We start from the raw sequence: 25,905 nt of genomic DNA on the forward strand, positions 1-25,905 counted from the left end.
CGGTCCTACCGCGCGCGGCTCGGAATTCCGGTTGTCTCGTGTACCTGCACCCGCAGGCCGGCGCGGTCGATCTGAAGCACGGTACCGCTGCCGAGACCGATCCACTGGGCCTCGGGCTGCCGCCACCCGCTGGAGGCCACCACGACGCGATCTGGCATTACGCGGTAGCTGAGCCGGAAGAAGTCCGGGCCCCGACGGCGGCTGACCTCCGAATCCGGGTCACTGTCGCTGTGGGCGTACAACGCGTCGGGTGTCAGCAGGAGACAGTTCAACCCGCTGAACCTCGCACGTTCCCGGACCGCTCGGGCCGCGTTCTGTAGTGCGGACACCGGTTCCTCGCCAGCGCGTAGCTCCTGCAAGATGAGGAGAAAGTAGCGTTCGCTGTCGGTGTCACCAGCGGCCAGCGACAGCAGGTCCGGATCGATGAGTTCGTCCAGCGCGTCCGCCGGGCTGAAGTGGCCGTTGTGCGCGAAGGCGGCGGCTCCCAGCACGAAAGGATGTGTGTTCGCCTCGGTCAACCGCGAACCCGGATTGGCGAGCCGGAGATGCAGCAGAGCGAGATCGGTCTGGATGGCACCGACTGCCTTGTGATAGGCCGAACTCTGATACGCAGGCTCCACCGAACGCGTCGTACCGAGCCCGTCGAGAGTCCTATAGGCCACGCCCCAACCGTCCGCATGCTCCTGGGAGAGGGCAGTGAAGCTGGGCAGGTCTTCGTCGAGAAGGTTCGTGATGGAATTCGGGGAGGACGAGACAATGCCGAGGAGGCGACACATGCTGGAGATTGAACCTTTCGGCGATGTGATTTTCTGTGAAGCTGGCCGACTATTTTTCGGAGCCTCAGACCGACCTACGTTCAAGCGTTCCCGCGAGCCACGAGAGCAACGAATTGATTGCGATGTAGATGGCCGCGATAACCAGGTAGGTCTGGATCAGCGCGTGGGTGTATTCGCCCAGCACCTTGCCTGCGTACAACAACTCCATGTAGCTGACCACGAACCCGAGCGTACTTTCCTTCAGCAGCCGCACGAGTTGAGTGACGAGTGCGGGCCTGAGCCGCCGCACAGCTTGCGGAATGAGCACGAGACGCATCGACTGCCAGTAGGTCATACCGATCGCGTACGACGCTTCGGCCTGCCCCCGAGGCAGCGCAGTGATGCCGGCACGGAATATCTCGGCGATCACCGCCACATGGGACAGCGTAATCGGAACGACGAGTTGCCAGAATATCGGCATCCGCATGCCGAAACGCGGCAGCACAATCATGCACGCGAACAGCAACAGCAGGACTGGCACCGCCCGAAACAGCTCAACGTAGGCAGCGGCGAGTAGTCGTGTTATCGGATTGCGCGCCAACCTGGCGAGCGCGATCAACAGACCGGTGGGCACGGTCAGGGCCGTAGCGGCCGCGGTCGCGAGGAGCGTCTTCCCGATGCCGTCCAACAGGTAGCGGACAACCGGCCATTGCCCAAAGATCGACCACTTACCCGGCTCGAGCTGACCTGCGGCGGCGAACCGCGAGATCACCAGCAGCGCAAGGGCCGGCAGCGCGACGGCGACGGCGACGGTGATGACGCGGTTACGGCGTATCGCGCGGGGACCGGGTGGATCGAATAGGCGATGAACTTCAGTTCTCATCGGTGGACTGCCAGCCGTCGCTCCAGCCAGCCAAAAAAGAGCCCTCCACTCAAGGTGATCCCGACGTAGAGCGCACTACTGATCACCAACGTCGAACCCGAATCGGCGTATTCCAGGTTTATCATGTCCGTTTGCCCGGTCAATTCACTCACACCCACGGCTGCCGCCAATGAGCTGCCGAGCGCTATCGAGATGAACACGCTTCCGAGCGGCTGAATCATCGCGCGTAGAGCGCGCGGCAGAATGATGTGCCATATCGTCTGGACTGTTGTCATCCCCAGCGCACGCGCCGCTTCGGCTTCATTGACTGTCACGGCAGCCACTCCCGTTCGCACCGTCTCGGACACGAAAGCCGCCCCATAGAGGGCCATAGCGGTCACCACGGTGAGGAAGAGTGAGTACATGATGCCGATCTCCGGCACCCCGAAGACGAAGATCACCAAGAGGACGAGTAGCGGAATGTTACGGACCAGTTCCACGTAGGTGCCAGCCAGCACCCGCACTGGCAGAATGGGAGAGATTCGCATGACAGCCAGCACGACGCCGAAGATCAGTGCTCCGGCGAAGGACAGGATGGTCAACTGGAGAGTGACCAGGAGACCATCCCAAAGCCGACCAAGGTGGCCAACGACGTCCATCGACAACGACTAGCTTCCGGCCACGGATCCTGGCTGCGGCGGCGTCGGCGCCGCACCTTCGACCGCCGTTCCCACCGTCAACTTCCAGACTCGCTCCCAGAGCCCGGATGCGAAGATCGACCGCAGCCAGTCATTGACAAAAGCCTTGAACTGGGCGTCGCCGGGCGGCAGGCCGATGCCATAGGGCTCCGTGGTGAAGGGATTACCGACTACCTTGAGTTCCGGATTGCGGGCCACGTTGCCGACCAAGATCGCTTCATCGATCGCGTACGCCTCGGCACGCCCCTGCCGGACAGCCTGCACGCACTCGTCGTTGCTGCTCAGAAGCAACACTTTCGCGTTCGGAACCAGCTTGGTCAGGGTCGTCGCAGCAGTCGAGTTGGACTGCGTCGCGACCGATTTGCCGGCGAGATCCGTCACCTGCTTGATATCGGAGCGATCCTTCTTCACCAGCAGCGAGGTACCCGAGCTGTAGTACGGTCCAGCGAACGAGATCTTTTCGGCTCGAGCCGGAGTGATCGTGTACGTGGCGAAGACGGCGTCAACGGTTTGGTTCTGCAGCAACAGCTCTCTGGTCTGCGCCGTGACCTGGACCAGCTTCGTTTCCGGCTTGCCGATGATGTACTTCGCCAGCAACTGCGACAGCGTCGCGTCGAAGCCGCTGAGCTTTCCCGTCATCGGATCGCGCAGCGAGAAGAGCGCCGCGGTCTCCGTACCTCCGACCGTCAGTGCTCCCTTCTCCTTGATCTTGGCCATGGTGGTGCCGGCGGGGATGAGATTGGGTGCCGCAGTCGGGGCCTCAGCGAGAGCCTTCTCGATGCTGTCGCCCCCTGGAGCGGCGCCGCTCTGCTCGCCCGGCAGGCTGACGCTCTGCCCGCCGCAACCGGCGACGGTCGCAGCCAGGAGCAGAGCTGCCGCAGTGCCGGCGAACCTGAGCCGCGATCCGGCTTCTACCTGTCTACGAGGGGTGCGAATAAGTGCCATTGCCAACCTTTCGGAACCGGCGAACACCTCGGACGGGTCGCCAGTGTGATGTGCTCGACCGAGCGGGCAGCGAACCCGCCATGGGCAAGCGTTGCCGCTGGAGGACCGGCCGTCCAATGAGAAAATTTAACCTACCGATAAAGTAGGTTTATATGCTCAGCTCATGTTCGACGCACGTCAGCTCCTCACCCTGGCGCAGGTGGCACGTACCGGCTCGTACACGGCGGCCGCCAACGTTTTGGGTTACACGCAGCCCGCAGTGAGCTACCAGATGCGTCAGCTTGAGCGAGCCGCCGGCATACCCCTGGTAGTGCAATCCGGCCGCAATGTTCGCCTAACCGAAGCAGGTCGGCGTCTCGCGGCCCATGCCGACATCGTGCTTGCGGCGCTCTCCGCGGCCGAGGCCGACCTCGCCGCGCTCAGCGCCGACGCGGGGGCGGTAGTCCGCCTCGCCGCCTTCCAGAGCAGCTGCTCCACACTCGTGCCCGTCATGCTGGACCTGCTCGCCGCCGGGCAGGGCACCCCGCCGAAGGTCGTCGTCCGGCAGTTGGAACCGGTGGAGGCCACGACGCTTGTCATCAGCAACGAGATCGATCTCGCGGTGATGTGCGACTGGACGAACGAGGCCGCCAGCGCAGCTGAAAGGGAGCTGCATCGGATCCCTCTGATGAGCGATCGGAGGTGTGTTCTCCTCCCCCGCGAGCATCCGTTAGCCGATCAGCCTGAGATCAACTTCGCGGACCTGGCGCAGGAGTCATGGGTGATGGACAGTGTCCGCGACCGCTTCACCGCAGCTTGCGAAGCGGCCGGTTTCCAGCCGCGCATCGTCGTCACCGCCTCTGACAACGTCGCCGTCCAAAACCTGGTGGCGACCGGTGTCGGCATCACCCTGATGAATGAACTTGCGATCGCCACCCACCTCGATCAGCGGCTGAAAGCAGTGCCGCTGATGAACTGGCCACGGCGACGGATCTATGTCTCCATGGGAGCCGGTACGGCGCAATCCACAGCAGCCAAAGCGGTAGTGCGGGCTCTACACGCTGCGGCTCAGCACGTTCAACATCGGCTGGACCGTAGCGCGAGTAGTGCAGTGCTTTGAAAGCAGCGGAAGCCCCCGACGATCCCGGGGGCTTCCGCTGCCAACCGATCAGGAGATGTCGCGGCGACGCATCGCCCAGAGCGCCGCGCCGAGGATCACCACGAGCCCGACCGAGAACAGCACGGAGGACTGCTGCCAGGTGATGTCCATCGTCTCCGGCTTGCACTCGCCGTAGTAGGTCGCGTTGCAGGACTGCCAGTTCTGCAACGTGACCGTCTTCGTCATCCAGGCCAGCGCGTACGTGGGCAGCAGCCACGCCTCGGCGAACTTCACGCTCGCCATCGACAGCAGGATCCCGAGGCCGAACTGGCCGACCACCATCAGCGCCACGACACCGCCGAGGGCCATCGCGGTGTGCCGGCCCAACGAGGCCAGCGCGAAGCCCATGGTGGTAATCACCAGCACCAGCGCCACGCCGCGCAGACCGGTCAGCGCGAACGACTGCCAGGCGCCCGAGGTCATCTTCTCGGTGCTGCCCCGGAAGCTGGCGACCGCCCAGAAGCCGGCGAACCACAGCACCGCGGCGGGCAGCGTCACCGCCAGGATGCCGGTGAGCAGCGCGGCCAGCTTGGTGAGCAGTACGGTGACCCGCTTCGGCCGCCAGAGCAGCAGGTTCATCATGCCGCCGCTGCTCCACTCGGCCCCGACGAAGGACGCGCCGACCACGAACCCGACCAGGGCGAGGATCGCCGCGAACGGGACCAGTGTCTCGTCGAACGTCTTGCGGAAGTTGAACGTCGACGGCAGGAACCACTCCGCCTGGATCTCCTCGCGCGGCGGTGCTTTGATCACCGAGCAGTCCTCGGGATAGCGGCCCTCGTTCGTTGTGCCAACCTTCTTGGCCTGCTCGCAGCTGCCCCGCTCCTGCTCACTCCAGCGGACCTGCTCCTGGTACCGCTGGTCGGCCTGCCGCTCGGCCTTGGCGATCTGACCGGCGTCGATCTTTTGGTTGGTGAAGAAGACACCGACCACCACCGCGGCCAGCACCAGCAGGCCGAGCAGCGTCATGTAGCGGGTGAAGCGCCGCTTGGTCAGCCGGTGCAGCTCCGTCCGATAGAGGCTCACGCGCCCCACCCTCCCCCGGTGGCGCCGGGCTGACCCGTCCCACCGACCTTCGTGGACTCGTCGACCTGCCGGTGCTGGCCGGGGACCGGCGCGGTGGCGGTCAGTTCGAGGAAGACACTCTCCAGGTCGACCGCGATCGGGGCCAGCTCGCTGACGTACAGGTGCTGCTCGGCGAGCAGCCGGGTGATCGTGGCCGGCTTGTCGACGCCGGTCAGCATCAGGTGGTCCGGGTGCCCGGTGACCCGGACACCTGCCCGGGTGAGGGCCTCGGTGGCCGTCGGCAGGTCGCTGACCGCCTCCAGGCGGACCCGGATCGCGCCGGACGAGTGCTGGGCGAGCACCTCGTCGACCGGGCCGAAGGCGACCCGTCGACCGAGCGAGATGATGGTGACGGAGTCGCAGATGAGCTGGATCTCGCCGAGGATGTGGCTGGACAGCACCACGGTCATCCCGGACTCGGCGAGGGTGCGCATCAGCGTGCGCATCTCCCGGATACCGCCTGGGTCGAGGCCGTTGGCCGGCTCGTCGAGGATGAGCAGCTTCGGGTTCTTCAGCAGGGCGGACGCGACCGCGAGCCGCTGCTTCATGCCCAGCGAGTACGTCTTGACCCGCTCGCCGGCCCGGTCGCGCAACCCGACCAGCTCCAGCACCTCGTCGACCCGGGTGGCGGGCACCTCGCCCGCACCCGCCAGCAGGGACAGCGTGTCCCGTGCCGTGAAGTGCGGGAAGAACTGCGGGCTCTCGACGATCGCACCGACCTGGCCGGCGACCGTGGGGAGCGCGCCGGGAACCTCGTGCCCGAACAGCGTCATCCGCCCGCCGTCGGGCCGGATCAGGCCGAGAAGCGTACGTAGAGTGGTGGTCTTACCGGACCCGTTGGGGCCCAGGAAGCCATGCACCTGCCCCGCGTCGACCCGCATGTCGAAGCCGTCGAGCGCGTTGCGGGTGCCGCGTCGACGACTCTTGTACGTCTTACGTAGACCTTCGATCTCCAGGACAGCTGGCAAGCTGCACCTCCCCCGATGGTGGGCGTGACAGCCGACACCATACGCGGTATGCAGCGGTGCACAATACGCGGTATGCATCGACACGCCGGTCGATGCACTTCATCGACGGATCGTGACCGTCAGGCGCAGACGACCTGCACGCCGGCCGCCCGGAAGGCCTCCACCACCTCAGGTGCGGCCCCGGAATCGGTCACCAGCGTCTCGACCCGCTCGACCGGGCAGATCCGGGCAAAGGCGTGACCGCCCAACTTGGACGAGTCCGCGATGATCACGACCCGCTTGGCACGGGCCACCATCAGGTTGTTCATGGCCGCCTCCCCCTCGTGGTGTGCGGCGGCGCCGAGCTGCGGGTCGATCGCGTCCACGCCGAGCAGGGCGACGTCCAGGGTGACCTCACGCAGCAGCGCGCCGCCCAGCGGGCCGACCAGCTCGAACGACTTCGGGCGCACCACCCCGCCGGCCACCACGACCTTCATCCGGGACCGCACGAGCAGCTCGTTGGCGATGTTCAGCGCGTTGGTCACCACGGTGAGCTGGGCGCCCTCGGCGCTGGTGTTCAAATCCGGTCGGACGGCGAGCGCCCGGGCCACCTCCGTGCTGGTGGTGCCGCCGTTCAGGCCGACCACGGTGCCGGGCGTGACGAGCGCCGCGGCGGCGGCCCCGATCCGCTGCTTCTCGGCCGAGTGCTTGGCCGTCTTGTAGCGCAGCGGCAGGTCGTACGACACGCCGTTGGCGACCGCGCCACCCCGGGTTCTGGTGATCATCTGCTGCTGGGCGAGCTGGTCGAAGTCGCGCCGGATGGTGGCCTGGGAGACGTCCAACCGCTCGGCGGCCGCCTCGACGCTGACCCGGCCGTTGTCGGTCAGCATCTCCAGCAGGGCGTTCCATCTGGCGTACCGGTCCACCTCGGCGGCCCTCCCAGCAACTGCACGCTCGGTGATTGATTGCGTGCACACTAGTGCGCGAAACTGGGCGGGCGCAAAAGACCGGTCTGCGCGATCGGCCGGTCGGTTGCCACGACCACCCCGTTTCGCGCAGAATTACGCGCGAAATGCGGCCCTAACGAGCCGTATTGCGCAGACAGGCCGGCCCTGCGAGGAGTTACCCATGGCGTACGTGGACGCGGAGATCGCGAGCCAACCCGACTGCTGGCGGGAGGCCGCCGCGCTGTCCGACGTCGTACGCGACGACCTCCCGCGCCCCGGCGAACGGGTCGCCGTCGTCGGTTGCGGCACGTCGTGGTTCATGGCGATGGCGTACGCGGCCCGCCGCGAGCAGGCCGGCCAGGGCGAGACCGACGCGTTCCAGGCGTCCGAGTTCCCCACCGGCCGCCACTACGACCGGCTGGTCGCGGTCACCCGCTCCGGCACCACCACCGAGGTGCTGGAGCTGCTCGCCGCGCTGCGCGGTCGTACGCCCACCACCGTCATCGTCGGCGACCCGGCGGCACCGGCCGTCGACCTGGCCGCCGCCGCGGTGACCATGCCCTTCGCCGACGAGCGGTCGGTGGTGCAGACCCGCTTCGCGACGACCGCGCTGGCCCTGCTCCGCGCCCACCTCGGAGACCCGGTGACCGCGCTCGCCGCCGACGCCGAGGTGGCGGTGCGCTCCCCGCTGCCGATCGACCCGGCCACCATCGGGCAGGCCACCTTCCTCGGTTGCGGCTGGACGGTCGGCCTCGCCCAGGAGGCCGCGCTCAAGTGCCGGGAGGCGGCCACCTTCTGGGCCGAGGCGTACCCGGCGATGGACTACCGGCACGGTCCCATCTCGATCGCCGCTCCGGGCCGGCTGGTCTGGGCGTTCGGCGAGCTGCCCGACGGGCTGCCCGAGGACGTCGCCGCCACCGGCGCCGCCTTCGTGCACAGCCGTACACACGGTTGGCGCACGGTGCTCGGCAGCTGGTCGGCCGGTCGTACCCCGGTCGACCCGATGGCCGACCTGATCCTGGCCCAGCGCTTCGCGGTCGCCCTGGCGACCAGCCGTGGCCTCGACCCGGACGCACCCCGACACCTGTCCCGGTCCGTGGTACTCGCATGAGCGACCGGGTCGTCGTGGCACTGGACGTCGGCGGCACCGGCATGAAGTGCGCCCTGGTCCGGCCGGACGGTGTCGCCGTACGCACCGAACGACACCCCACCGACGCCTCCCGCGGCCCGGCCGCCGTGGTCGACACCATCCTCGACGTCGCCGAGGGACTGGCCGGCAAGGCCCGCGCCGACGGCCTCACCCCGGTCGCGATCGGCGTCGCCGTCCCCGGGGTGGTGGACGAGGCGCGCGGGGTCGCGGTGTGGTCGGCGAACGTGGGCTTCCGGGACGTACCGCTGCGGGACCTGGCGGTACGACGGCTCGGACTGCCCACCGCGCTCGGCCACGACGTACGCGTCGGTGGTCTCGCCGAGGCCCGGCTCGGTGCCGGGCGCGGCGCCGACCACGTGCTCTTCGTGGCGATCGGCACCGGCATCGCCGCCGCGCACGTCGTCGACGGCGTGGCCGCCGTCGGCGCGCACGGCGCGGCCGGCGAGATCGGCCACATCATGGTCCGACCGGACGGCCCGCGCTGCGGATGCGGGCGGCCCGGCTGCCTGGAGGCGGTCGCGTCGGCGTCCGCGATCGGCCGGCGCTACGCCGAGCTGGCCGGCGGCCGGCCCGACGCTCCCGTGACGGCTGCCGCCGTGGCCGAACGTGCGGCGGCCGGTGAACCGCTCGCCGCCCAGGTCTGGCGGTCGGCCGTCGAGGCGCTCGCCGACGGCCTGGCCACCGGGCAGGCGCTGTTCGACGTGAGGACGATCGTACTCGGCGGCGGTCTCGCCCAGGCCGGCGAGCTGCTGCTCGTCCCCCTCCGGGCGGCCGTGCACGAACGGATGACCTTCCACCGGGAGCCGCATCTCGTGGCGGCCGCCCTCGGCGACGAGGCGGGCTGCCTGGGCGCCGCCCTGCTCGCGCTGGACACCATGACCGCCACACGCGTGCTTGACCATCAGGAGGAACGATGACCGAACGGGTGAACGGCCGAGTGGTGACCTCGAACGGTGTCATCCGGCAGGGGTGCATCGAGTGGGACGGCGAACGGATCACCGCCGTGGCCGAGTATCCGTCGGTCCGCGACGGGCACTGGATCCTGCCGGGCTTCGTCGACATGCACACGCACGGCGGCGGCGGGCACACCTTCACCACCGGGGACGCCGACCAGGCCCGCGCGGCGGCCGCCTTCCACCTGGGACACGGCACCACCACGCTGCTGGCCAGCCTGGTCAGCGCGCCCTTCGCGGTGATGCGCTCGGCCACCGAGGCGTTCGCGCCGCTCGTCGACGAGGGTGTGCTGGCGGGGATTCACTTCGAGGGCCCCTACCTCTCCGCCGCCCGCTGCGGCGCGCAGAACCCCGAGTACCTGCGCGACCCGTCGACCGACGAGCTGGCCGAGCTGATCGAGCTGGGCCGCGGCGCGATCCGCATGGTCACCCTCGCCCCGGAGCGCGACGGCGCGCTGGAGGCGGTCAAACTGCTCACCGCGCAGCGCGTGGTGGCCGCCGTAGGGCACACCGACGCCACCTTCGAGCAGACCCGGGCCGCGATCGCCGCCGGGGCGAGCGTGGGTACGCACCTGTTCAACGGCATGCGCCCGGTGCACCACCGCGAGCCGGGCCCGGTGGTGGCCCTGCTCGACGCGTCCACCGTGGTCTGCGAACTGGTCGCCGACGGCGTCCACCTGCACGACGGCATGCTGGCCTTCACCGCCACGACCGCCGGTTCCGACCGGGCCGCGCTGATCACCGACGCGATGGCCGCCGCCGGAATGGCCGACGGTGAGTACGAGTTGGGCGGTCAGGCCGTCACGGTGACCGACGGCGTGGCCCGGCTCGCCCGCGACGGTGCAATCGCCGGCAGCACGCTGACCATGGACGCGGCGCTGCGGCACGCCGTGCACGCGGGTATCCCGATGGCCGACGCCGCCCGGATGGCGGCGACCACTCCGGCCCGCGCGATCGGTCTGGGTGACCGGGTCGGGGCCCTCCAGGTCGGTTTGCGCGCCGACCTGGTCGTGCTCGACGACGAGCTGAACGTGGTGCGGGTGCTGCGCGGCGGTTCCTGGGTGGAGTGACGCGGGCCGCTACCGCGCCGGTCGCCTGCCCCGCGGATCTCGCCTCGGGGCAGGCACCTGCCCATACCTGTCGGACAGCCTGTCGAGCTGCCCCAGATATGGGGCACACGGGCACCAGCAGCCAACTCCGGCCCAGCACACGCCGGCCCAGCACACGCCGGCCCAGCACACGCCGGCCCAGCACACGCCATCCCGCCACATCCCGCCCCAGATGTGGGGCAGCTCGACAGGGCATGAGGCAGGGGCTTGGTGCCTCTCGCGGCGCAGCCACCGGGCGGGACGTCCTTCCCCGGGCACCCGTGTGAGCAACCGGTCCGTCAGCCGAGGGCGGGGACGTCGACGCCGAGGATGGCCTGTTCGTCGGGGCGGTGCACCAGCACGTCAGACAGGAACGACTGGACCGCGTGGCGCATCCCCACGTCCCGGCCGGCCTGCTCGGAGAGCAGCCACTTGTGCTCGATGATCTGCGCGAACAACTCCTGCGGCTCCAGCTTGCGCCGCAGGTGGGCAGGAACGGCCCGGACCACCGGTTCGAAGACCTCGGTGAGCCAGCGGTGGGCAGCCTGCTGCTCGTCGGTCAGGTCGCTCTCCGCACGGTAGGCGTCCAGGTCGTTGAGCAGCTTGCGGGCCTGGTTCTCCTCGGCGTCCAGTCCGGTCAGCCGCAGCAGCCGCCGCGTGTGGTAGCCGGCGTCGACGACCTTCGGCCGGACCAGGTAACGCCCGTCTGCGGCGCTCGACATGGCCACCTCGGCCACGTCGAACCCCAGTTCGTTGAGGCGACGGATGCGTCCCTCGATGTCGTGCCGCGCCTGCCGCTCGATCGCCTGCTCGTAGGTGATCTCATGCCACAGCCGCTCGTAACGCTGCACGACCTCCTCGCAGACCACCTCCGGGTCGATGGACTCGTGCAGCAGGCCAGCGGCCTGCAGGTCCAACGCCTCTCCGAAGATGTTCACCCGGGCGATCTCCAGGTCCTCACCACGCTGACCGTTGGAGAGCGAATTGTGCAGGGCGCCGGTCTCCGCGTCGACCAGGTAGGCGGCGAAGGCCCCCGCGTCCCGGCGGAACAGCGTGTTCGACAGCGAGCAGTCGCCCCAGAAGAAGCCGGTCAGATGCATCCGCACGATCAGCGCCGCGAGCGCGTCGAGCAGCCGGCTCATCGTCTCCGGCCGCAGGGTGTGCGAGAAGAGCGCCCGGTACGGTAGCGAGAACTGGAGGTGCCTGGTGATCAGCACCGATTCGAGGGGCTCGCCGTCCTCGGTCTGCCGGTCGGCGACGACGGCCACCGCCTCCACGGCCGGGAAGTCGATCCGCTCCAACGCCCGCAGCAGGTCGTACTCCCGCTCGGCGATCCGCTCGCGGGTCTCCTTGAAGGCGTACACGTAGTCGCCCAACCGGACGAACCGCACGATATGCCGCGAGATGCCCTGCGGCAGCGCGACCAGGTGCTGGGCAGGCCACTCCTCCAGCGGTGTCGACCAGGGCAGGTCGAGCAGCGCCGGGTCCACGAGGGCAGACGTGATCCGCACGAGGACAAGCATGACGGGTAAGCCCCCCATCCGCCGCACATCGTGGCTGGGCCCACAGCGCCGCACACCCCGGCCGCGCGCCGGGCCGGTAGCGTGGTCGCGTGCTCAAACCCACGGGTGTACGACGTGATCTGCGGCTACGGCCCGTCCGCCCGGCCGGCTGGTGGTTCGACGCCCTGCTGCTGGCCGGATTGGTGGGGTTGACGGTGGCCCTCGCCGCCGATCAACTCTTCGGGTTGGACCGGGCGGTCGCCGACTGGGCCGACGGGCACCGACCGACAGTCGCCTACTGGGTGGCTTGGGTGCTGAATCACCTCGGCCAGGGCACCCCGCTGACCTTGATCGCCGCCGGGCTGGGTGTGCTGCTGGCCGTCCGGCTCCGGTCGGTGCGGCCGATCCTGCCGCCGGTGGTCGGCTTCGTGCTGACCTACCTGACGATCGGTCCGCTCAAGGTCTGGACCGCGCGGACGGCACCGAGCGCCAGCAGCAAGGAACCGTTCCTGCCGCCCGAGCAGACCCTGCCACTGTTCCACGACGACCTGCCGGTTCGATTCGCCCAGTCCTACCCGTCCGGGCACGTCGCCAACGCCATCGTCTGGTACGGCGTCATCGCACTGCTGCTCGCCCCGCTGGCCCGCAGCTTCGGCCGGCACCTACCGGCCCGGCTCGTCACCGTGATCCGCATCGTGCCGCCGCTGGTCGTCCTCACCACCACCACCTACCTGGGCTGGCACTGGCTGACCGATTCGGTGGCCGGGCTGCTGCTGGGCCTGCTCCTGGACCGGTTGCTGCACCGGGTGCCGTGGGACGACCTGCCGCTCCCCGGTCGGTTACGCGACCGGCGCCGCCCGTTCACGTCGTACACCTAGGGTTTCGGCTCATGGATCAACTGGCGCGGCGCCTGGGCGTACCCGATGCGGTTGTCATCGGGTTGGGCTCGATGCTCGGCGCGGGCGTCTTCGTGGTCTTCGCCCCGGCCGCGGCGGCGGCCGGCGGCGCCGGCCTGCTGCCCGCGCTGGTGCTCGCCGGCTTCGTCGCCTTCTGCAACGCGACCAGCTCCGCGCGGCTGGCGGCCCGTTACCCGGAGTCCGGCGGCACCTACGTCTACGGGCGGGAACGCCTCGGCCCGCTGGCGGGATTCGTGGCGGGCTGGGGGTTCGTGGTCGGAAAGACGGCGAGCTGCGCGGCGATGGCGCTGACCATCGGGGCCTACCTGTGGCCGGGGCAGACCCGACTGGTCGCCGTCGGCGCGGTGCTCGCGGTGACCGCCGTGAACCTGCGCGGCATCGGCAAGACGGCCACCGCCACGAAGGCGCTCGTCGCGCTGGTGCTCGCCGTGCTGACCCTCGTCGCGGTCGTCGGTCTGGTGGGCGGGCCGGTGCACCTGGACCGGCTGACCGATGCCGGCGGCTCCGCGCGGGGCATGCTCACCGCAGCCGGGTTGCTGTTCTTCGCCTTCGCCGGGTACGCGCGGATCGCCACGCTCGGCGAGGAGGTCCGCGACCCGGAGCGGACCATCCCCCGGGCGGTACCGCTGGCGCTCGGGGCGGTGCTGGCGATCTACCTGGTCCTGGCCGTGATCACGCTCGGTGTGCTCGGCGCCGACCGGCTGGCCGGGTCCGCGGCGCCCCTGGTCGACGTGGTGACCGCCGCCGGGCTGCCCGGCCTGGCCTGGGTGGTCCGCGCCGGGGCGACCATCGCCGTCGTCGGGGTGCTGCTCTCCCTGGTCGCCGGGGTCGGGCGCACCGCGCTCGCGATGGCCCGCCGACGCGACCTGCCCGCCACGCTGGCCGTCGTGCACCCCGTGCGCCGGGTGCCGCACCGCGCCGAGTTGACCGTCGCCGCCGTGGTGATCGCGGTCGTGCTGCTCGGCGACGTACGCGACGCGATCGGCTTCTCGAGCTGCACGGTGCTGGTCTACTACGCGATCACCAACGCGGCGGCGCTCACGCTCGGGCGCGACCCGGATCGGCGGCTACCGGTGCAGGTGCTCGCCGGGCTCGGGCTGGTCGGCTGCCTGCTGCTCGCGTTCAACCTGCCGCTGGGGAGCGTCCTCGCCGGCCTCGGCGTACTCGCCGCCGGCGCCCTGTGGCACGGCCTGCGGCAGCGGGGTCGCTGACAGGTCCCCCGAGCGCGGCACCGACCTGGTCACCATCGGCGGAACCGACTCGTCAGCGCTCCCACGGGGCATCGGAAGCGGGCCGGTGGGCGGGGCGCACTGGCGGGTCAGCCAGTCCAGGCCGCGTCGGCGGGCGACCACGGTGAGCCGGTCACCGGCGAAAATCACCTGCCGCGGGTCGAGGTCCTTCCACCAGATCGTCTTCGCCGCGCCGGCCGGGGTCCGGGCGATCAGCCGGACCTGCCCGTCCCGGTTGACGGTGTCCAGCGGCCGGCCGTCCAGCTCGGATCCGGCGGCGACCGGCACCTCGGCGACCGGCAGCGCGTGCCGGTCGACCGGGATGGTGGTGATGACCGCGCGTTCGGTGAGCGCGCCGATGAAGGCCGGCGCCGCCAGGTACGAGACCGATCGGGACACCCCGAGCGCGAAGGTCTCCTCCACCCGCTCGGCGAAGTCGCCGTCGAAGAGCCGCAGCACCACCCGCAGATCGTCGCGGAGGTCGCGGGCGGCCAGGGCCGCCTCCAGGTTGGCGACGTCGTCGGTGGACGCCACCACCAGCGCCTGACAGTCCGCCACCGACGCGGCGGCCAGGGTCTCGGGCAGCGCGGCATCACCGACGACCAGTGGTACCTCCAACTGGCGGGCCAGGGTCGCGCCACGTGGCTGAGGATCCTTGTCGATCGCCACGACCTCGACGTCGTACTCGCGCAGTTGGGCCATCACCCGGGTGCCGACGTTGCCGAGACCGATCACCACGACGTGCCCGGCGCGGGCCGGTTGCAGCAGACCGGTGTGCAGGGCGAGACGGGCGTTGACGATGCCGTCCACGACGACGGCGGTGATCAGCGGGATCAGCGCGAGCCCGGCCAGGTTGAGCACCACCTGCATGATCTGCGCGTCGGCAGCCTTGCCGGTGTCCGGATCGGCGCCGCTGAGCGTCGTGACCAGCGTCAGGTACAGCGCCTCCAACGGTGAGACGTCCTCGGCTCGGGAGATCAGCGCGCCCAGCACCGCGATCACCGCGAGCACCAGCATCACCGCGATGCCGATCTTGCGAGTGGCGAACCCGCGTAGGGCCCGCAGCAGCACCGCGACCGGACGTCGTCGACGTCGGGCCCGGACCAGCCGCCGCGCGGCGACCTCGGTGCCCGGCGGCTGACCGGTCGCCTCGGCGAGCACCAGGTCCGCGCCGGCCTGCTCGGCGGGCAGCAGCTCCATCCCCTGCCGCCCGTCGGGGCGGGCCAGCGCGCACACCACGTCCTGCGCCCGGACGTCGGCACGACGTGCCACCCGCAACGTCTTGTCCCGGTGCTGGAAGGAGCTGGGGTCGACCTCGCCGAGCGCGGCGGCCACGAACGCCGGGGCCGCCATCTCGGCGTCGGAGAGCACCTCGACGGGTGCCTTGATCAGCTTGCGGACGCCGTCGGCGAGGGTGCCGTTGAACATCCGCAGCACCTGGCGGACCCGCTGGTCGACGGCCTGGGCACAGAGCGCGGCGTGCAGGTTGCCCACGTCGTCCTGGTGCAGCAGGGCCAGCCCGGTCGCGCCGGCCAGCCCGGCCGCCTCGAAGGTCGCCACGTCCAGGCGCTCCGCGCGGATCACGCGGACGCCGCGCAGGCTCGCCACGTCCGGACCGGTGCTGCGGTAGCGCTCCGGGACCACCACGGTCACCCGTGCGCCGCCCACGGGAAGGTCGGATTCGAGCAGCGCGCGGGCGACGTAGTAGGCGAGGGCGTCCCGGCCACAGATCACGTAGTGCGGGCGCGGGTCGCCGGCGGAGCGGAGCCGCCAGTTCCACTCGACCGCCCGTCGTGCCCGATCCCGCCACGGCTCCGCCATGCCCGGATCGTAACCAGCACGAACACCCTGGGCGACCCCGCCCGGATCGTCCCTGGGGCAGGCATGGCGACCCGGGCCGTGGGTAGAGCACCACCCATGCAGACCTTCCTCCCGTACCCTGACTTTCTGGCCAGCGCCCGCGCGCTGGACCAGAAGCGGCTGGGCAAGCAGCGGGTGGAGGCCATCCAGGTGCTGCGCGGGCTCACCCGAGCGGGGTACGGCTGGCGCAACCACCCGGCGGTGAAGATGTGGGCCGGGTACGAGGAGGCCCTGACCCGCTACGGGCTCGACATGTGCGCGGTCTGGACCGAGCCGGGCCGCGCGGACACCTGCGCCACCACGCTGACCGTCGACCTCGCGGCCGCCTGCGGCGCAGGTGTCGTACGCACGCAGGACGAGCTGGCCCGCGCCGGTGACCTACCGCCCTGGCTCGGCCGGGACGAGCTGCACCTCAGCCACCGCTCCTCCCTGCTGCGCAAGGACCCGACGCACTACGGCCCGATCTTCGGCGTCGACACGCCGGATGACCTCGAGTACGTCTGGCCCGCGTCGGACCGCACGCGCCGCTGCCTGCCGTAGGAGACTGGCGGCAGACAGGGGAGGTGCCCGTGGCGCTGTCGCGTGTGGTGGGTCGGCTCATCGGCGTACGCCAGCACCTCGTGGACCCGGGTGGAGGTGGCGCCGACCGCGTGCCGCAACCGGTCACGGCGGTCGTGGTCGGCGGTGGCATCGCTGGCATGTCGGCGGCGGTGGTGCTCGCCGAGCGCGGCGTGGACGTGACCGTGCTGGAGGCGGCACCGACCGTCGGTGGACGGCTGGGCGCCTGGCCGGAGGCCCTGCCCGACGGGGAACAGCAGAACGAGCACGGCTTCCACGCGTTCTTCCGGCAGTACTACAACTGGCGTTCCATCCTCCACCGCGTCGAGCCCGACCTGGGCTTTCTCAAACCGATCCCGGGCTATCCGATCCTGAGCGCGACGTGGCCGACGGAGGAGTTCGGCAAGCTGCCGCCCGCGCCACCGGCGAACCTGCTCGCGCTGCTGCTGCGCAGTCCCAGCCTGCGCCTGGCGGACCTGCGGTCGATGGACCGGGACGCGGCGCTGCCGCTGCTCACCTACGACCCGGTGCGCACCTACGCCGAACTGGACGACACCACCGCCGACGAGCTGCTGGCCTCGCTGCGACTGCCGGATCGGGCGCGGGCGATGCTGTTCGAGGTCTTCTCGCACTCGTTCTTCAACCACGAGGCGGAGATGTCGGCCGCCGAGATGGTCGCCCAGTTCCACTTCTATCTGCTCGGCAATCCGGAGGGGCTGGCTTTCGACTGTCCCGACGAGGATTACGCGACGGCGATCTGGCAGCCGCTGACCAGGCATGTGGAGAAGCACGGCGGTCGCGTGCTCACCGGCTCCGGCGTGACGGGGGTACACCGCGACGGCGACGGCTGGCGGGTGACGACCACCGACGGCAGCGACCACCGGGCGGCCCACGTGGTGCTGGCCGTCGATCCTCCCGCGCTCGCCGCGCTGGTGGCGTCCTCCCCCGACCTGGTCGCGCGGGCACCGGAGCTGGCGGCGCGGATGCCCAGCTTCGGCACGCCCGGCCCGCCGTACGCGGTGGCACGGTACTGGTGCGACGGGGACGTCGCCGCCCACCGGGCAGTCTTCAGCGGGGTGTCCCGGCAGCCCACACTGGACTCGGTGACCCTGTACCACCGGCTGGAGAACGGCTCGCGGCGCTGGGCGCGCCGCACCGGCGGTTCGGTCGTCGAGCTGCACGCGTACGCCTGCGAGCCCGCTGTGCCGGCCGAGGAGCTGGCCGAGCGGATGCGCCGCGAGCTGGTGGCACTCTGGCCGGAGGTGGCTGATCTGCGGGTCCGGGAGCTGCGCGCCCGGGTGGAGGCGCAGGCGCCGGCATTCACGCCGGGCAGCCACGCCTGGCGTCCGGGGGTCCGCACCGAGGCCCCCGGTGTCTACCTGGCCGGCGACGGGATCGCGACGGACTTCCCGAGCGCCCTGATGGAACGCTCCGCTGCCACCGGGATCATCGCGGCGAACCACATCCTGCGCGAACAGGGTGTCGCTGCCGAGCCGGTGCGCTCGGTCCGCCCACGTGGCCTGCTGGCGGGGCGGGGCACCCAAAACCGACAAAAAGCAACATAAGCGACGGTACGCTGCCGTACGCTCGGTTGATCATCCGTCGATCGACCGGGCGGGAGGGCAGCGGCGATGTCACCCCTGCACCGCGCCGCGGCAGCGGACGTACGACCGGCCGAGGAGGCCGGCCGGGACGACGCGTACCCGCTGATCCGTGACGAGCGCGCCTGCGTCGTCACCGCACTGCGACTGGGCTGGTGGATGGCGGACGCCTACCACCAGGGACAACACGCCGAGCCCGCGCCGGCCACCCCGGTCCACCCGCCGGCCAAGCTCTCCAACCTGACCGAGATGTCGCTCCCCCGCCGGATGCGCATGTACCTGGACGGCGTCGACGTCGCGCTGGCCCAGATCTCGGCGCTCACCCGGCACAGCAGGTCGTTGCCCGACACGTCCGCCGCCCGCACGCGGCTGCCCGACCTGGACCGCCTACCCAACCTGGAACAGCCGGAACTGATCGACACCGAGCCGCTGCTGCTCGCCCTCGACGACCTCAACGTGGACGTACTGCGCTGGGCGATGGCCACCAACCTCCGGATCGGGCTCGCCTACCGGCTGGGCCGGTCGCTGGCCGACACGGTCCGGCCCGGCGACGCCGCCCAGCTGCTGCGCCGCTTCGACGGCCGGCAGATCCAGATCAGCCGCTGGCTGGACGAGTTGGCCAGCGTGCTGCCCCCGTACTCGGCCGCGGTGGTACGCCGCTCGCTGGCCGCCTGGGCGGTAGCCGTGGAACGGGCCGGTCGAGGTGACCCGGCCGAACCGGAGCCCGCCGAGCTGAGCCGCGAACTGCGCAACCAGGGTGACCTCTGGCGCGGCGTGCTCACCGGCGGCCTGCATCCGCGCGACCTGCTCGACGAGGAGGACTACGCGGTGGTCGCCCGGAACCTGATCATCCGAGACCGGCGGCTGGTGGCCCAGGCGGCCCGGGGCATCTTCTGGCCGGTGTTGGTGCCGCTGCTGGCGGTGCTCTTCGCCCTGGTCGGGGTCAGTGCCGCCGCGGCGGCCGGTTCACCGACCACACGCGCCGCCGTCGCCCTCCTCGGTCTGAGCGCCGGGCTGGCCGCCATCTGGCGCTCGGTCTCCGGACCCGCGCTGGCGGTCGCCGGCGAGGTCAACCGGCCGCTGCTGGACAGCGAACTCACCGTACGGATGGCACTGCGGTTGGACCGACCGTTGACCACCGCCCGCGGCGCGGCCGGGGTCGCTCCCCGCACCCGGCGTCAGCGTCGCCCCGACGAGCCGGGCAGCCGATCGAAATACGTTGCCCCCCTCTCCCGTGCGGACCTACCGTGATCGCGCAAGGTCAACCACCACCGCAGGAGCAGATCATGACGATGTCGCACGTCACCAGCGTGCTGTCGTCGCTGCTGTCGGGCGGTGGGCGCCCTGTGGAAGGTCCCCGGGCGGGCCGGCCCGACTGACGCGTACCCGTACGCGCCAAGCCGCCCGTCCGAACGCCGGACCGGGCGCCGGGCCCCAACGGAGGCGGGCATGCCGCTGCGTCGGGAGCCGGTGACCCCGAGCTGGTCGGCGCTCGCCGGGCGGTGACCGACCGGCCGGCGGGAACGGGGGGCCGCGTCCGGGGTACGCCCCGGCGCGGCACCCGCCGGCCCCGGTCAGGCGTCGCGCTCCCGGACATTCGGCTTCGGCCACCCGGCGGCGCAGTGCACCCGGATCTCGCTGCTGTGCTCGGCCGAGGTCAGCTCGACCTGGACCTGCTGCGCCGGGCCCGCGTCGTACGGCGCCACCCGGTGGCGACGCCAGGACCGACGCCGGGGGGCGTCGGAAGCAGCCCGGTTAACGCCGTCGGTCGACTGGGCCGACGCGCGGTCACCCACTTCAGCGCTCGGTCGGAGCCCGCCAGGCGAAGCGGGGCGTACGGCGCTCCGCGATGGCCGCCACGCCCTCCCGGGCCTCGCCGCTGTCCACGACCTTCCGGTGCCACCAGGCGATCCGGGCCGGTCCGGCACGGTCGTCGACGATCTCCTTCGCGGCGGCGACGCTCAGCGGTGACCGCTGGGCGATCGTCGCGGTGAGGTCGTCCACCCGCTCGGCGAGGCGGTCGCCCGGCAGCACCTCGTCGACCAGGCCGATCCGCAGGGCCCGCTCGGCGTCGATCAACTCGGCGGTGAAGAGCAGGTGCTTCGCCGCCGACGGGCCGACCAGCCGCGCCAGCCGGCGGGTCGTGAGCGCCGGGTAGACCAGCCCGAGGCGGGCCGGGGGTACGCCGAGCCTGGCGTCGTCCGAGGCGATCCGCAGGTCACAGGCGACCGCGAGCTGGGCGCCACCCCCGACGCAGGCGCCCCGGATCGCCGCGATCGTCGGCTTGGCGAACGCCGCCAGTCGCTCCTCGGCGGCGACCGCGATGCTGGCGTCGCCGGCGTCCAGCAGCTCGGCCAGATCACCCAGGTCGGCGCCCGCGCAGAAGGCGTCGCCCGCGCCGGTGAGCACCAGGGCCCGCACATCGGGGTCGGGTTCCAGCCGGTCGAGCAGTTCGGGGAGTTGCCGCCACATGGCCACCGTCATCGCGTTGCGGCGAGCCGGGTTACGGATCACGACGGTTGCCACCGGTCCGGCCACCGCGACCGTCAACTCCGCGTCCGACACGCAAACCCCTCTTCCCACGCCACCGCTGAAGCGAATCTTGGACAGTTTCCGTTAGCTGCTAACGGAAACTGTCCAAGATTGCCAGACTCGGCGACCACCGTTGCGGTGGCCGCCGTGTCCGGACGTCGGTCAGGTCAGGTCAGGAGACGTTGAGTGCCGTGTCGTCGACCACGAAGGACGTCTGGAGCGAGGAGTCCTCGACGCCGGTGAACTTCAGGGTGACGGTCTGGCCGGCGTACCCGGCCAGGGAGAAGGACTTCTGGCTGTAGCCGGAGGCCTTGTTCAGGTTGGAGTAGGTCGCCAGCGTGGCCAGCACCGTCCCACCCGAATTGAGCACCTGCACGTTGAGCTTGTCGTACGCGACGGTGGTGGTGGTCTCGGCCGAGTCGATGTGCAGCCAGAAGCTGACCGTGTACGACGAGCAGCCCGCCGGGAGCGCCACCGACTGGGCGAGCGTGTCGGTGTGGCTGCTGCCGTACCCGTTCAGCCATGCCTTGTACGACCCACCGTGGGCCGCCTGGCTGCCGTCGTTGGTGATCACCCCGGAGCTGGCCGTCCAGCCGGTCCCGCCGGACTCGAAGCCCGGGTTGGCCAGCTTCTGGCCCGGGGAGGTGCAGTCGCCGCCGGTGCCGTTCACGGTCAGCGTGTAGGTGGCGCTGCGGGTGACCGAACCTGCGCCGTTCACCGTGACCGAGTAGGTGCCCGGTGGGGTGCTCGCGGAGGTGCTGATGGTGAGGGTCGACGAGCCGCCCGAGGTCACCGAGGCGGGGCTGAACGCGGCGCTCGCACCGCTGGGCAGGCCGGACGCGGAGAGCGTCACGGTCTGCGCCGAGCCGCTGGTGGTGGCGGTCGACACGGTGGTGGAGACCGCGCTGCCCGGGTTCACCGAGCCGGCGGTCGGCGACAGCGACACAGAGAAGTCGTTGCCGGTGGAGCAGGGTGCGTCGTTGCCGGCCACGTTCACCGCAGTCCAGGCTGCCTGGACGGCCTTGTACTCGGTCGAGCAGCTGCCGTACAGGTCGGTGGCCGCCCGCAGGCTGTAGGCGCGGGCCGTGTTCGCCGGGTTGCTGGTGTTGACGTACGACGTGTTGCTGGTGAAGTAGACGTCCAGGGCGCGGTACCAGATCTTCTCCGCCTTGGCGCGGCCGATACCGGTCACCACCGGGGCGGAACCGCAGACCGGGGAGGTGCCGTACGAGGTGGCGCCGGTGCCCTCGGCGAGGTTGAAGTAGAAGTGGTTGCCGACGCCGGACGAGTAGTGCACGTCCTTGTTCTTCGTGCTGGTGGACCAGCAGGAGTCGGACGCGCCGTCCAGCGACGGGTTGTACATGTAGCGCAGCGGCGTACCGTTGCCGTTGATGTTGATCTTCTCACCGACCTGGTAGTCGCCCGGGTCGCTCGGCGCGGCGGCGTAGAACTCCACCATGTTGCCGAAGATGTCGCTGGTGGACTCGTTGAGGCCACCGGATTCGCCGGAGTAGACGAGGCCGGCCAGCGCCTCGGTGACACCGTGGCTCATCTCGTGCCCGGCCACGTCCAGCGCTACCAGCGGGCGGGAGTTGCCCGAGCCGTCACCGTAGGTCATCTGGGCGCCGTCCCAGAAGGCGTTGACGTAGTTGTTGCCGTAGTGCACCCGACTCGGAACGCCCTGGCCGTTGCCGAAGATCCCGTCACGCGCGTGCACGTTCTTGTAGTAGTCGAACGTCTTGGCGGCGCCGAAGTGCGCGTCCACGGCGGCCGACTGCCGGTTCGAGGTGGCACCGTTACCCCACGCGTTGTCGGCGTCGGTGAACGTGGTGCAGGACGACGTGCCGTTGTTCATGTCGCAGGTACGGCCGTTGCCGCGCACCGGGTCGATCATCTGGTACGTGCTGCCGGAGAGCGTCGTGTCAATGCTCACCGTGCCGGTGTAGAGGCCCTGGCCGCTGCCGGTGACCGATTCGATCTCGTCGTACGACCCGACGGTCGCGCCGGAGGTGGCGTCGGTGATCACGTGCAGTCGCGACGGGGTCTGCCCGTCCGGCTGCCAGCCACTGACCACCGTCTCCCACGCGAGTCGGCCCTTGCCAGAGCTGGCGTCGACGAACAGTTCCGGAGCGCCCACGGTCTCGGCCGTGCCGGTGAACCCGGCGCGGGCCGTCTTCTTCGCCGCGTCGGCGCTGACCCGGGGTGCGGTGAGGAGGGTCAGCGGCGCGGCGAGTCCGACCGAACTGCCGGCGTAGGTGCCGTTCGGCGCGGTGTGGATGACGAAGTCACCGCCGTACACCCGCAGTCCCTGGTAGGTGCGGGTGTAGCGGGTGTGCGCCGCGCCGGAGGCGTCCACCCGGGTGCTGCGCACCTGGTAGGACTCGGCGCTGGAACCCTGGACGGCGCCGGGATTCGTGCGCAGGACGGTCGCCGCTCGGGCCGCGGCGGAGGCGTCCGGCGCGGGAGCGGTGGGTGGGGCGGCGTGCGCCGTGGTGGCGACGCAGGTCAGCAGGCCGCTGGTGAGCAGCGCTGCGCTGACAGCCGCGAGGGGTCGATTCACGTGCCCTCCTGAAAGGAGAAAGGTGTGACGGGGGTGGTCACGCATGTAGATATAGCGATGCGTTAGGGAAAAGAGAAGGCTTGGACCGCTCCAAGACATTGAGACTGGCCGAACGGATGAGTGCCTTGACAAGGGAACCAATGCGGACACTGGCGCGTCCGACGGACATGAGACCCGCCTCGACGACCGGCGTCACGATCGCGCTCCTGGCCGCTCTCCTGGCCGGCTGCACCGGCACCGACCGGGCCGACAGCGCCGCGGACCAACCATCTGCCACCGACACCCCGCCGCCGACGACCCCGACACCGACCAGCACCACGCCGACCGGCGCCGGGCCGACGAGCACCGGGCCGACCAGCACCGGGCCGACCAGCACCGGGCCGGCCGGCACCACGCCGACCGGGCCCGTGCCGCCCGGACCGGGTGCCCCCGATGCGGCAGCCGGACGGGTCACGCTGTTCCGCTCGGGCGGTTTCGCCGGTCGCGGCGACAACATCACCGTCGAGTCGGACGGTCGATGGACGGTGGTGGACCGGGCCGGCAGCCGTCGTACCGGCAAACTCGACGCCGCCGACCTCGGCCGGCTCCGCGGCCTGGCCGCCGACCCACGGCTGACGACCGCGGCCCGCCGCACGGCGACCACGTCCAGCTGCGCGGACGCGTTCAGCTACCGCCTGACCGTCGGCGCTGTCGAGACCGGGTACGTCGACTGCCCCGCCGACCCCACACCGCCCCCGGCCGCCCGGGCACTTGTCGAGCTGCTGCTACGGGTCACCGCCTGACTGCCAGTCACACGAGATAGTCCGGGGGAAGGCCGGTGCCGCGCAGCTCGTGCGGCAGGTGCGCCACGTCGTTGACGGCGATCAGGTTCGGCAGCCCGGCCACGCCGTACCGGATGACGGTCAACCCCGCATTGTGGTGGTTCACACCCAGCCACCGCCGCTCCGGCGCGTCCAGGGCATGCCGGACCAGCCAGGCGATCAGGAAGGTGTGCGTCACCACCAGCTCGCGGACCGGCTCTCCCCCGGCCGCCGCGTCGTCGGTGGTCGCCGGGCCGGTGAACCGCCGCACGGCCGCCGCCGTCACCCGCGGCCCGTCGGCCCGTGCGGCCGTCGGGAATCCGGCCAGGAACTCGGCGTACGCCGACGGCAGGCCGGTCGGGTCCGTGTCGTGCGGGAGGTGGTCACCGGCCAGCTCGGTGGCGTACACCGGAACGCCGGGCAGTGCCGCGGCGACCACCTCGGCGGTCTGCGCGGCCCGGCGCAACGGCCCGTGGTGGACGGCGGCGAACGATTGGCCCCGCAGCCGCTCGCCGAGCAGCGCGGCCTGCCGCCGACCGCGCTCGGAAAGGCCGGTGTCCGGCTCGGTCCAGTCCTCGTCGACGTACCCGCCGAGGTCCTGCTCGGCGTGGCGGGCCAGGTACAGCAGCCGCGTTCGCATGTCGTCGTACACCCGAACACACCGGGAGGCACGGGACCGGCCCGCGCCTCCCGGTCTCTTGATCTTGACGTTACGCCCGGGGGAACATCTGGCCGATACGGATCTTGTTGCCGAACGGGTCCCGGATGCCGAAGTCGATCCCGTACGGGCGCTCGGTCGGCTCGTCGGTGATCTCGACGCCCTTCGCCACGAGATCCTCGTGGGTCTTGTGGGCGTCGTCGGTGGTCATGAAGAGGTACCCGCCGAGGGCACCCTTGGTGAGCAGCTCCCGCACCTGCTCGGCCGTCGCCGGGTCCAGCGCCGGTGGGCCGGGCTTCTCCAGCAGGATTTCGCGCTCCGGATCGCCGGGCAGGTTGACCGTCAGCCAGCGCATGAAGCCGAGATCCTGGTCGGTGTTCACCTCCATGCCGAGCTTGTTGACGTAGAAGTCAAGCGCCTCGTCCTGGTCGAGGACGTAGATCTGGGAGCGGCTGATCGCGTTCATCGTCATACCAACGACCGTAGAGGGTGGCCCTGACCTGCCGCTTATCCAAAACTGCTGGGACGCGTCCACGCCTTGGTGAAGCAGGACGGCACGTTGCCGGCAGCGGCGCGGCGACGTCGGAAATCCGAGGGCGACTCCCCCACGATCTGCCGGAACGTCCGGCTGAACGTGCCCAGACTGCCGAACCCGACCGCGTAGCAGATGTCCGTCACGTCCCGGCCGGTCTCCACCAGCAGCGTCATGGCCCGCTCGACCCGGCGGCGTTGCAGGTAGCGGTGCGGCGTCTCGCCGAAGGTCGCCCGGAACGTCCGGATGAAGTGCGCCTCGGAGACGTGCGCGATCCGGGCCAACGCCGGGATGTCCAGCGGCTCGGCGTACGCCCGGTCCATCGCGTCGCGGGCGCGCAGCATCGCCCGGTTCGACTCCTCCACGGCCCGGCTCACCGCGGGCCGCCCACCGGCACCCACGGGCGGGCCAGCAGCTCCGCATCACGTGCGGCGGGCGAATGGAAGCGGTTGTCCCGTGCGCTGCCGGCGATCGCGCCGAGCGGACTCATGCGACTGCGACTCCTCGACCGTCGGTGGTACCCGAACTATAAGAGACTGTCGGGTAACTGGACGGCTACGCAGTGAGAAGTCGTTCGGCGTTGATGCGTCGGGCGGCTTCGCGCTCGG

General features: G+C 70.6%; 24 protein-coding genes and 1 pseudogene. 10 read left to right on the plus strand and 15 right to left on the minus strand.

The features are described 5' to 3' along the window. Nucleotides 1-5 precede the first annotated feature (5 nt). From ACLQ24_RS07550 to ACLQ24_RS07565, 4 genes are all read right to left on the minus strand, one after another. Nucleotides 6-776: a class II glutamine amidotransferase gene (locus ACLQ24_RS07550; RefSeq protein ID WP_425889925.1), complete on the minus strand. Its 771-nt coding sequence runs from the start codon at nt 774-776 to the stop codon at nt 6-8. A gap of 64 nt (nt 777-840) precedes the next feature. Further along, a complete protein-coding gene (locus tag ACLQ24_RS07555) occupies nt 841-1,638 on the minus strand; it encodes an amino acid ABC transporter permease (protein WP_425889926.1) in 798 nt (265 codons plus the stop codon). Then, nucleotides 1,635-2,276, minus strand: coding sequence for an amino acid ABC transporter permease (locus ACLQ24_RS07560; protein ID WP_425889927.1), 642 nt, complete (start codon nt 2,274-2,276; stop codon nt 1,635-1,637). Before ACLQ24_RS07560 ends, ACLQ24_RS07555 begins: the two co-directional genes overlap by 4 nt. 9 nt (nt 2,277-2,285) lie before the next feature. Next, on the minus strand, nt 2,286-3,260 hold the full coding sequence (locus tag ACLQ24_RS07565) for a glutamate ABC transporter substrate-binding protein (RefSeq protein WP_425889929.1): 975 nt from the start codon (nt 3,258-3,260) through the stop codon (nt 2,286-2,288). A gap of 163 nt (nt 3,261-3,423) precedes the next feature. Between ACLQ24_RS07565 and ACLQ24_RS07570 the strand changes: the two genes are divergently transcribed. Then, complete coding sequence (locus ACLQ24_RS07570; RefSeq protein ID WP_425889931.1) at nt 3,424-4,359, plus strand: LysR family transcriptional regulator; 936 nt, start codon at nt 3,424-3,426, stop codon at nt 4,357-4,359. A 48-nt stretch (nt 4,360-4,407) separates the two neighbouring features. Here the strand turns inward: ACLQ24_RS07570 and ACLQ24_RS07575 are convergent, their stop codons facing one another. The 3 genes from ACLQ24_RS07575 to ACLQ24_RS07585 form a co-directional block, all read right to left on the minus strand. Further along, nucleotides 4,408-5,424 (minus strand): ABC transporter permease subunit, encoded by a 1,017-nt coding sequence (locus ACLQ24_RS07575; RefSeq protein ID WP_425889933.1) that lies wholly within the window; start codon nt 5,422-5,424, stop codon nt 4,408-4,410. After that, a complete protein-coding gene (locus ACLQ24_RS07580; RefSeq protein WP_425889934.1) occupies nt 5,421-6,431 on the minus strand; it encodes an ABC transporter ATP-binding protein in 1,011 nt (336 codons plus the stop codon). Before ACLQ24_RS07580 ends, ACLQ24_RS07575 begins: the two co-directional genes overlap by 4 nt. 119 nt (nt 6,432-6,550) lie before the next feature. After that, on the minus strand, nt 6,551-7,336 hold the full coding sequence (locus ACLQ24_RS07585; protein WP_088987368.1) for a DeoR/GlpR family DNA-binding transcription regulator: 786 nt from the start codon (nt 7,334-7,336) through the stop codon (nt 6,551-6,553). Between the two features lie 202 nt (nt 7,337-7,538). Between ACLQ24_RS07585 and ACLQ24_RS07590 the strand changes: the two genes are divergently transcribed. The 3 genes from ACLQ24_RS07590 to nagA are packed head-to-tail and all read left to right on the plus strand — an operon-like array spanning nt 7,539 to nt 10,530. After that, on the plus strand, nt 7,539-8,468 hold the full coding sequence (locus ACLQ24_RS07590) for an SIS domain-containing protein (protein ID WP_425889936.1): 930 nt from the start codon (nt 7,539-7,541) through the stop codon (nt 8,466-8,468). Then, a complete protein-coding gene (locus tag ACLQ24_RS07595) occupies nt 8,465-9,424 on the plus strand; it encodes an ROK family protein (protein ID WP_425889938.1) in 960 nt (319 codons plus the stop codon). The genes ACLQ24_RS07590 and ACLQ24_RS07595 overlap by 4 nt, the downstream gene beginning before the upstream one ends. Then, nucleotides 9,421-10,530 carry an N-acetylglucosamine-6-phosphate deacetylase gene (nagA, locus tag ACLQ24_RS07600; protein ID WP_425889940.1) on the plus strand — a complete coding sequence of 370 codons (1,110 nt, stop codon included), beginning with the start codon at nt 9,421-9,423 and terminating at the stop codon, nt 10,528-10,530. Before ACLQ24_RS07595 ends, nagA begins: the two co-directional genes overlap by 4 nt. A 317-nt stretch (nt 10,531-10,847) precedes the next feature. On the opposite strand, the gene ACLQ24_RS07605 is transcribed toward nagA, so the two are convergent. Then, complete coding sequence (locus tag ACLQ24_RS07605) at nt 10,848-12,071, minus strand: DUF4032 domain-containing protein (protein ID WP_425889958.1); 1,224 nt, start codon at nt 12,069-12,071, stop codon at nt 10,848-10,850. A gap of 119 nt (nt 12,072-12,190) precedes the next feature. Between ACLQ24_RS07605 and ACLQ24_RS07610 the strand changes: the two genes are divergently transcribed. Together ACLQ24_RS07610 and ACLQ24_RS07615 are read left to right on the plus strand one after the other, a co-directional pair. Continuing rightward, entirely contained in the window at nt 12,191-12,928 is a 738-nt protein-coding gene (locus tag ACLQ24_RS07610) for a phosphatase PAP2 family protein (RefSeq protein WP_425889959.1), read from the plus strand. A gap of 11 nt (nt 12,929-12,939) precedes the next feature. Further along, nucleotides 12,940-14,178, plus strand: a complete 1,239-nt coding sequence (locus tag ACLQ24_RS07615; RefSeq protein WP_425889942.1) for an APC family permease — start codon at nt 12,940-12,942, stop codon at nt 14,176-14,178. Here ACLQ24_RS07615 and ACLQ24_RS07620 read toward each other — a convergent pair. Further along, nucleotides 14,143-16,017: pseudogene (locus ACLQ24_RS07620) on the minus strand (potassium channel family protein); the annotation flags it as partial. The gene ACLQ24_RS07615 and the pseudogene ACLQ24_RS07620 overlap by 36 nt on opposite strands. A 96-nt stretch (nt 16,018-16,113) precedes the next feature. Between ACLQ24_RS07620 and ACLQ24_RS07625 the strand changes: the two are divergent. From ACLQ24_RS07625 to ACLQ24_RS07635, 3 genes are all read left to right on the plus strand, one after another. Then, nucleotides 16,114-16,596 carry an MSMEG_6728 family protein gene (locus ACLQ24_RS07625; RefSeq protein ID WP_425889943.1) on the plus strand — a complete coding sequence of 161 codons (483 nt, stop codon included), beginning with the start codon at nt 16,114-16,116 and terminating at the stop codon, nt 16,594-16,596. Nucleotides 16,597-16,625: 29 nt separating this feature from the next. Next, on the plus strand, nt 16,626-18,179 hold the full coding sequence (locus ACLQ24_RS07630; protein WP_425889944.1) for a hydroxysqualene dehydroxylase: 1,554 nt from the start codon (nt 16,626-16,628) through the stop codon (nt 18,177-18,179). Nucleotides 18,180-18,245: 66 nt separating this feature from the next. Continuing rightward, nucleotides 18,246-19,466 carry a hypothetical protein gene (locus ACLQ24_RS07635; protein WP_425889946.1) on the plus strand — a complete coding sequence of 407 codons (1,221 nt, stop codon included), beginning with the start codon at nt 18,246-18,248 and terminating at the stop codon, nt 19,464-19,466. Between the two features lie 323 nt (nt 19,467-19,789). Here ACLQ24_RS07635 and ACLQ24_RS07640 read toward each other — a convergent pair whose 3' ends face one another. The 3 genes from ACLQ24_RS07640 to ACLQ24_RS07650 form a co-directional block, all read right to left on the minus strand. Next, nucleotides 19,790-19,921, minus strand: a complete 132-nt coding sequence (locus ACLQ24_RS07640) for a hypothetical protein (protein WP_425889949.1) — start codon at nt 19,919-19,921, stop codon at nt 19,790-19,792. 91 nt (nt 19,922-20,012) lie between these two features. Further along, on the minus strand, nt 20,013-20,780 hold the full coding sequence (locus ACLQ24_RS07645; protein WP_425889951.1) for an enoyl-CoA hydratase/isomerase family protein: 768 nt from the start codon (nt 20,778-20,780) through the stop codon (nt 20,013-20,015). A 139-nt stretch (nt 20,781-20,919) separates the two neighbouring features. Continuing rightward, nucleotides 20,920-23,307 carry a M4 family metallopeptidase gene (locus tag ACLQ24_RS07650; protein WP_425889952.1) on the minus strand — a complete coding sequence of 796 codons (2,388 nt, stop codon included), beginning with the start codon at nt 23,305-23,307 and terminating at the stop codon, nt 20,920-20,922. A gap of 167 nt (nt 23,308-23,474) precedes the next feature. Between ACLQ24_RS07650 and ACLQ24_RS07655 the strand changes: the two genes are divergently transcribed. Further along, entirely contained in the window at nt 23,475-24,089 is a 615-nt protein-coding gene (locus ACLQ24_RS07655; RefSeq protein WP_425889954.1) for a hypothetical protein, read from the plus strand. Between the two features lie 7 nt (nt 24,090-24,096). On the opposite strand, the gene ACLQ24_RS07660 is transcribed toward ACLQ24_RS07655, so the two are convergent. From ACLQ24_RS07660 to ACLQ24_RS07670, 3 genes are all read right to left on the minus strand, one after another. Then, nucleotides 24,097-24,747: a histidine phosphatase family protein gene (locus ACLQ24_RS07660; RefSeq protein ID WP_425889955.1), complete on the minus strand. Its 651-nt coding sequence runs from the start codon at nt 24,745-24,747 to the stop codon at nt 24,097-24,099. A 70-nt stretch (nt 24,748-24,817) separates the two neighbouring features. Next, the gene (locus ACLQ24_RS07665) at nt 24,818-25,237 is read right to left on the minus strand and encodes a VOC family protein (RefSeq protein WP_355050955.1); all 420 of its coding nucleotides are present in this window, start codon (nt 25,235-25,237) and stop codon (nt 24,818-24,820) included. 35 nt (nt 25,238-25,272) lie between these two features. Next, complete coding sequence (locus tag ACLQ24_RS07670) at nt 25,273-25,674, minus strand: helix-turn-helix domain-containing protein (protein WP_425889956.1); 402 nt, start codon at nt 25,672-25,674, stop codon at nt 25,273-25,275. Nucleotides 25,675-25,905 lie beyond the last annotated feature (231 nt).

It is taken from the genome of Micromonospora sp. DT4, assembly GCF_049841675.1.
GTDB lineage: Bacteria > Actinomycetota > Actinomycetes > Mycobacteriales > Micromonosporaceae > Micromonospora.

Bases quoted from the DNA above. Each gene is read 5' to 3' on its own strand.
- ACLQ24_RS07550 (WP_425889925.1), bottom strand. From the start codon at position 776: ATGTGTCGCCTCCTCGGCATTGTCTCGTCCTCCCCGAATTCCATCACG.
- ACLQ24_RS07555 (WP_425889926.1), bottom strand. From the start codon at position 1,638: ATGAGAACTGAAGTTCATCGCCTATTCGATCCACCCGGTCCCCGCGCG.
- ACLQ24_RS07560 (WP_425889927.1), bottom strand. From the start codon at position 2,276: ATGGACGTCGTTGGCCACCTTGGTCGGCTTTGGGATGGTCTCCTGGTC.
- ACLQ24_RS07565 (WP_425889929.1), bottom strand. From the start codon at position 3,260: ATGGCACTTATTCGCACCCCTCGTAGACAGGTAGAAGCCGGATCGCGG.
- ACLQ24_RS07570 (WP_425889931.1), top strand. From the start codon at position 3,424: ATGTTCGACGCACGTCAGCTCCTCACCCTGGCGCAGGTGGCACGTACC.
- ACLQ24_RS07590 (WP_425889936.1), top strand. From the start codon at position 7,539: ATGGCGTACGTGGACGCGGAGATCGCGAGCCAACCCGACTGCTGGCGG.
- ACLQ24_RS07595 (WP_425889938.1), top strand. From the start codon at position 8,465: ATGAGCGACCGGGTCGTCGTGGCACTGGACGTCGGCGGCACCGGCATG.
- nagA (WP_425889940.1), top strand. From the start codon at position 9,421: ATGACCGAACGGGTGAACGGCCGAGTGGTGACCTCGAACGGTGTCATC.
- ACLQ24_RS07605 (WP_425889958.1), bottom strand. From the start codon at position 12,071: ATGCTTGTCCTCGTGCGGATCACGTCTGCCCTCGTGGACCCGGCGCTG.
- ACLQ24_RS07615 (WP_425889942.1), top strand. From the start codon at position 12,940: ATGGATCAACTGGCGCGGCGCCTGGGCGTACCCGATGCGGTTGTCATC.
- ACLQ24_RS07625 (WP_425889943.1), top strand. From the start codon at position 16,114: ATGCAGACCTTCCTCCCGTACCCTGACTTTCTGGCCAGCGCCCGCGCG.
- ACLQ24_RS07635 (WP_425889946.1), top strand. From the start codon at position 18,246: ATGTCACCCCTGCACCGCGCCGCGGCAGCGGACGTACGACCGGCCGAG.
- ACLQ24_RS07655 (WP_425889954.1), top strand. From the start codon at position 23,475: ATGAGACCCGCCTCGACGACCGGCGTCACGATCGCGCTCCTGGCCGCT.
- ACLQ24_RS07660 (WP_425889955.1), bottom strand. From the start codon at position 24,747: ATGCGAACGCGGCTGCTGTACCTGGCCCGCCACGCCGAGCAGGACCTC.
- ACLQ24_RS07665 (WP_355050955.1), bottom strand. From the start codon at position 25,237: ATGACGATGAACGCGATCAGCCGCTCCCAGATCTACGTCCTCGACCAG.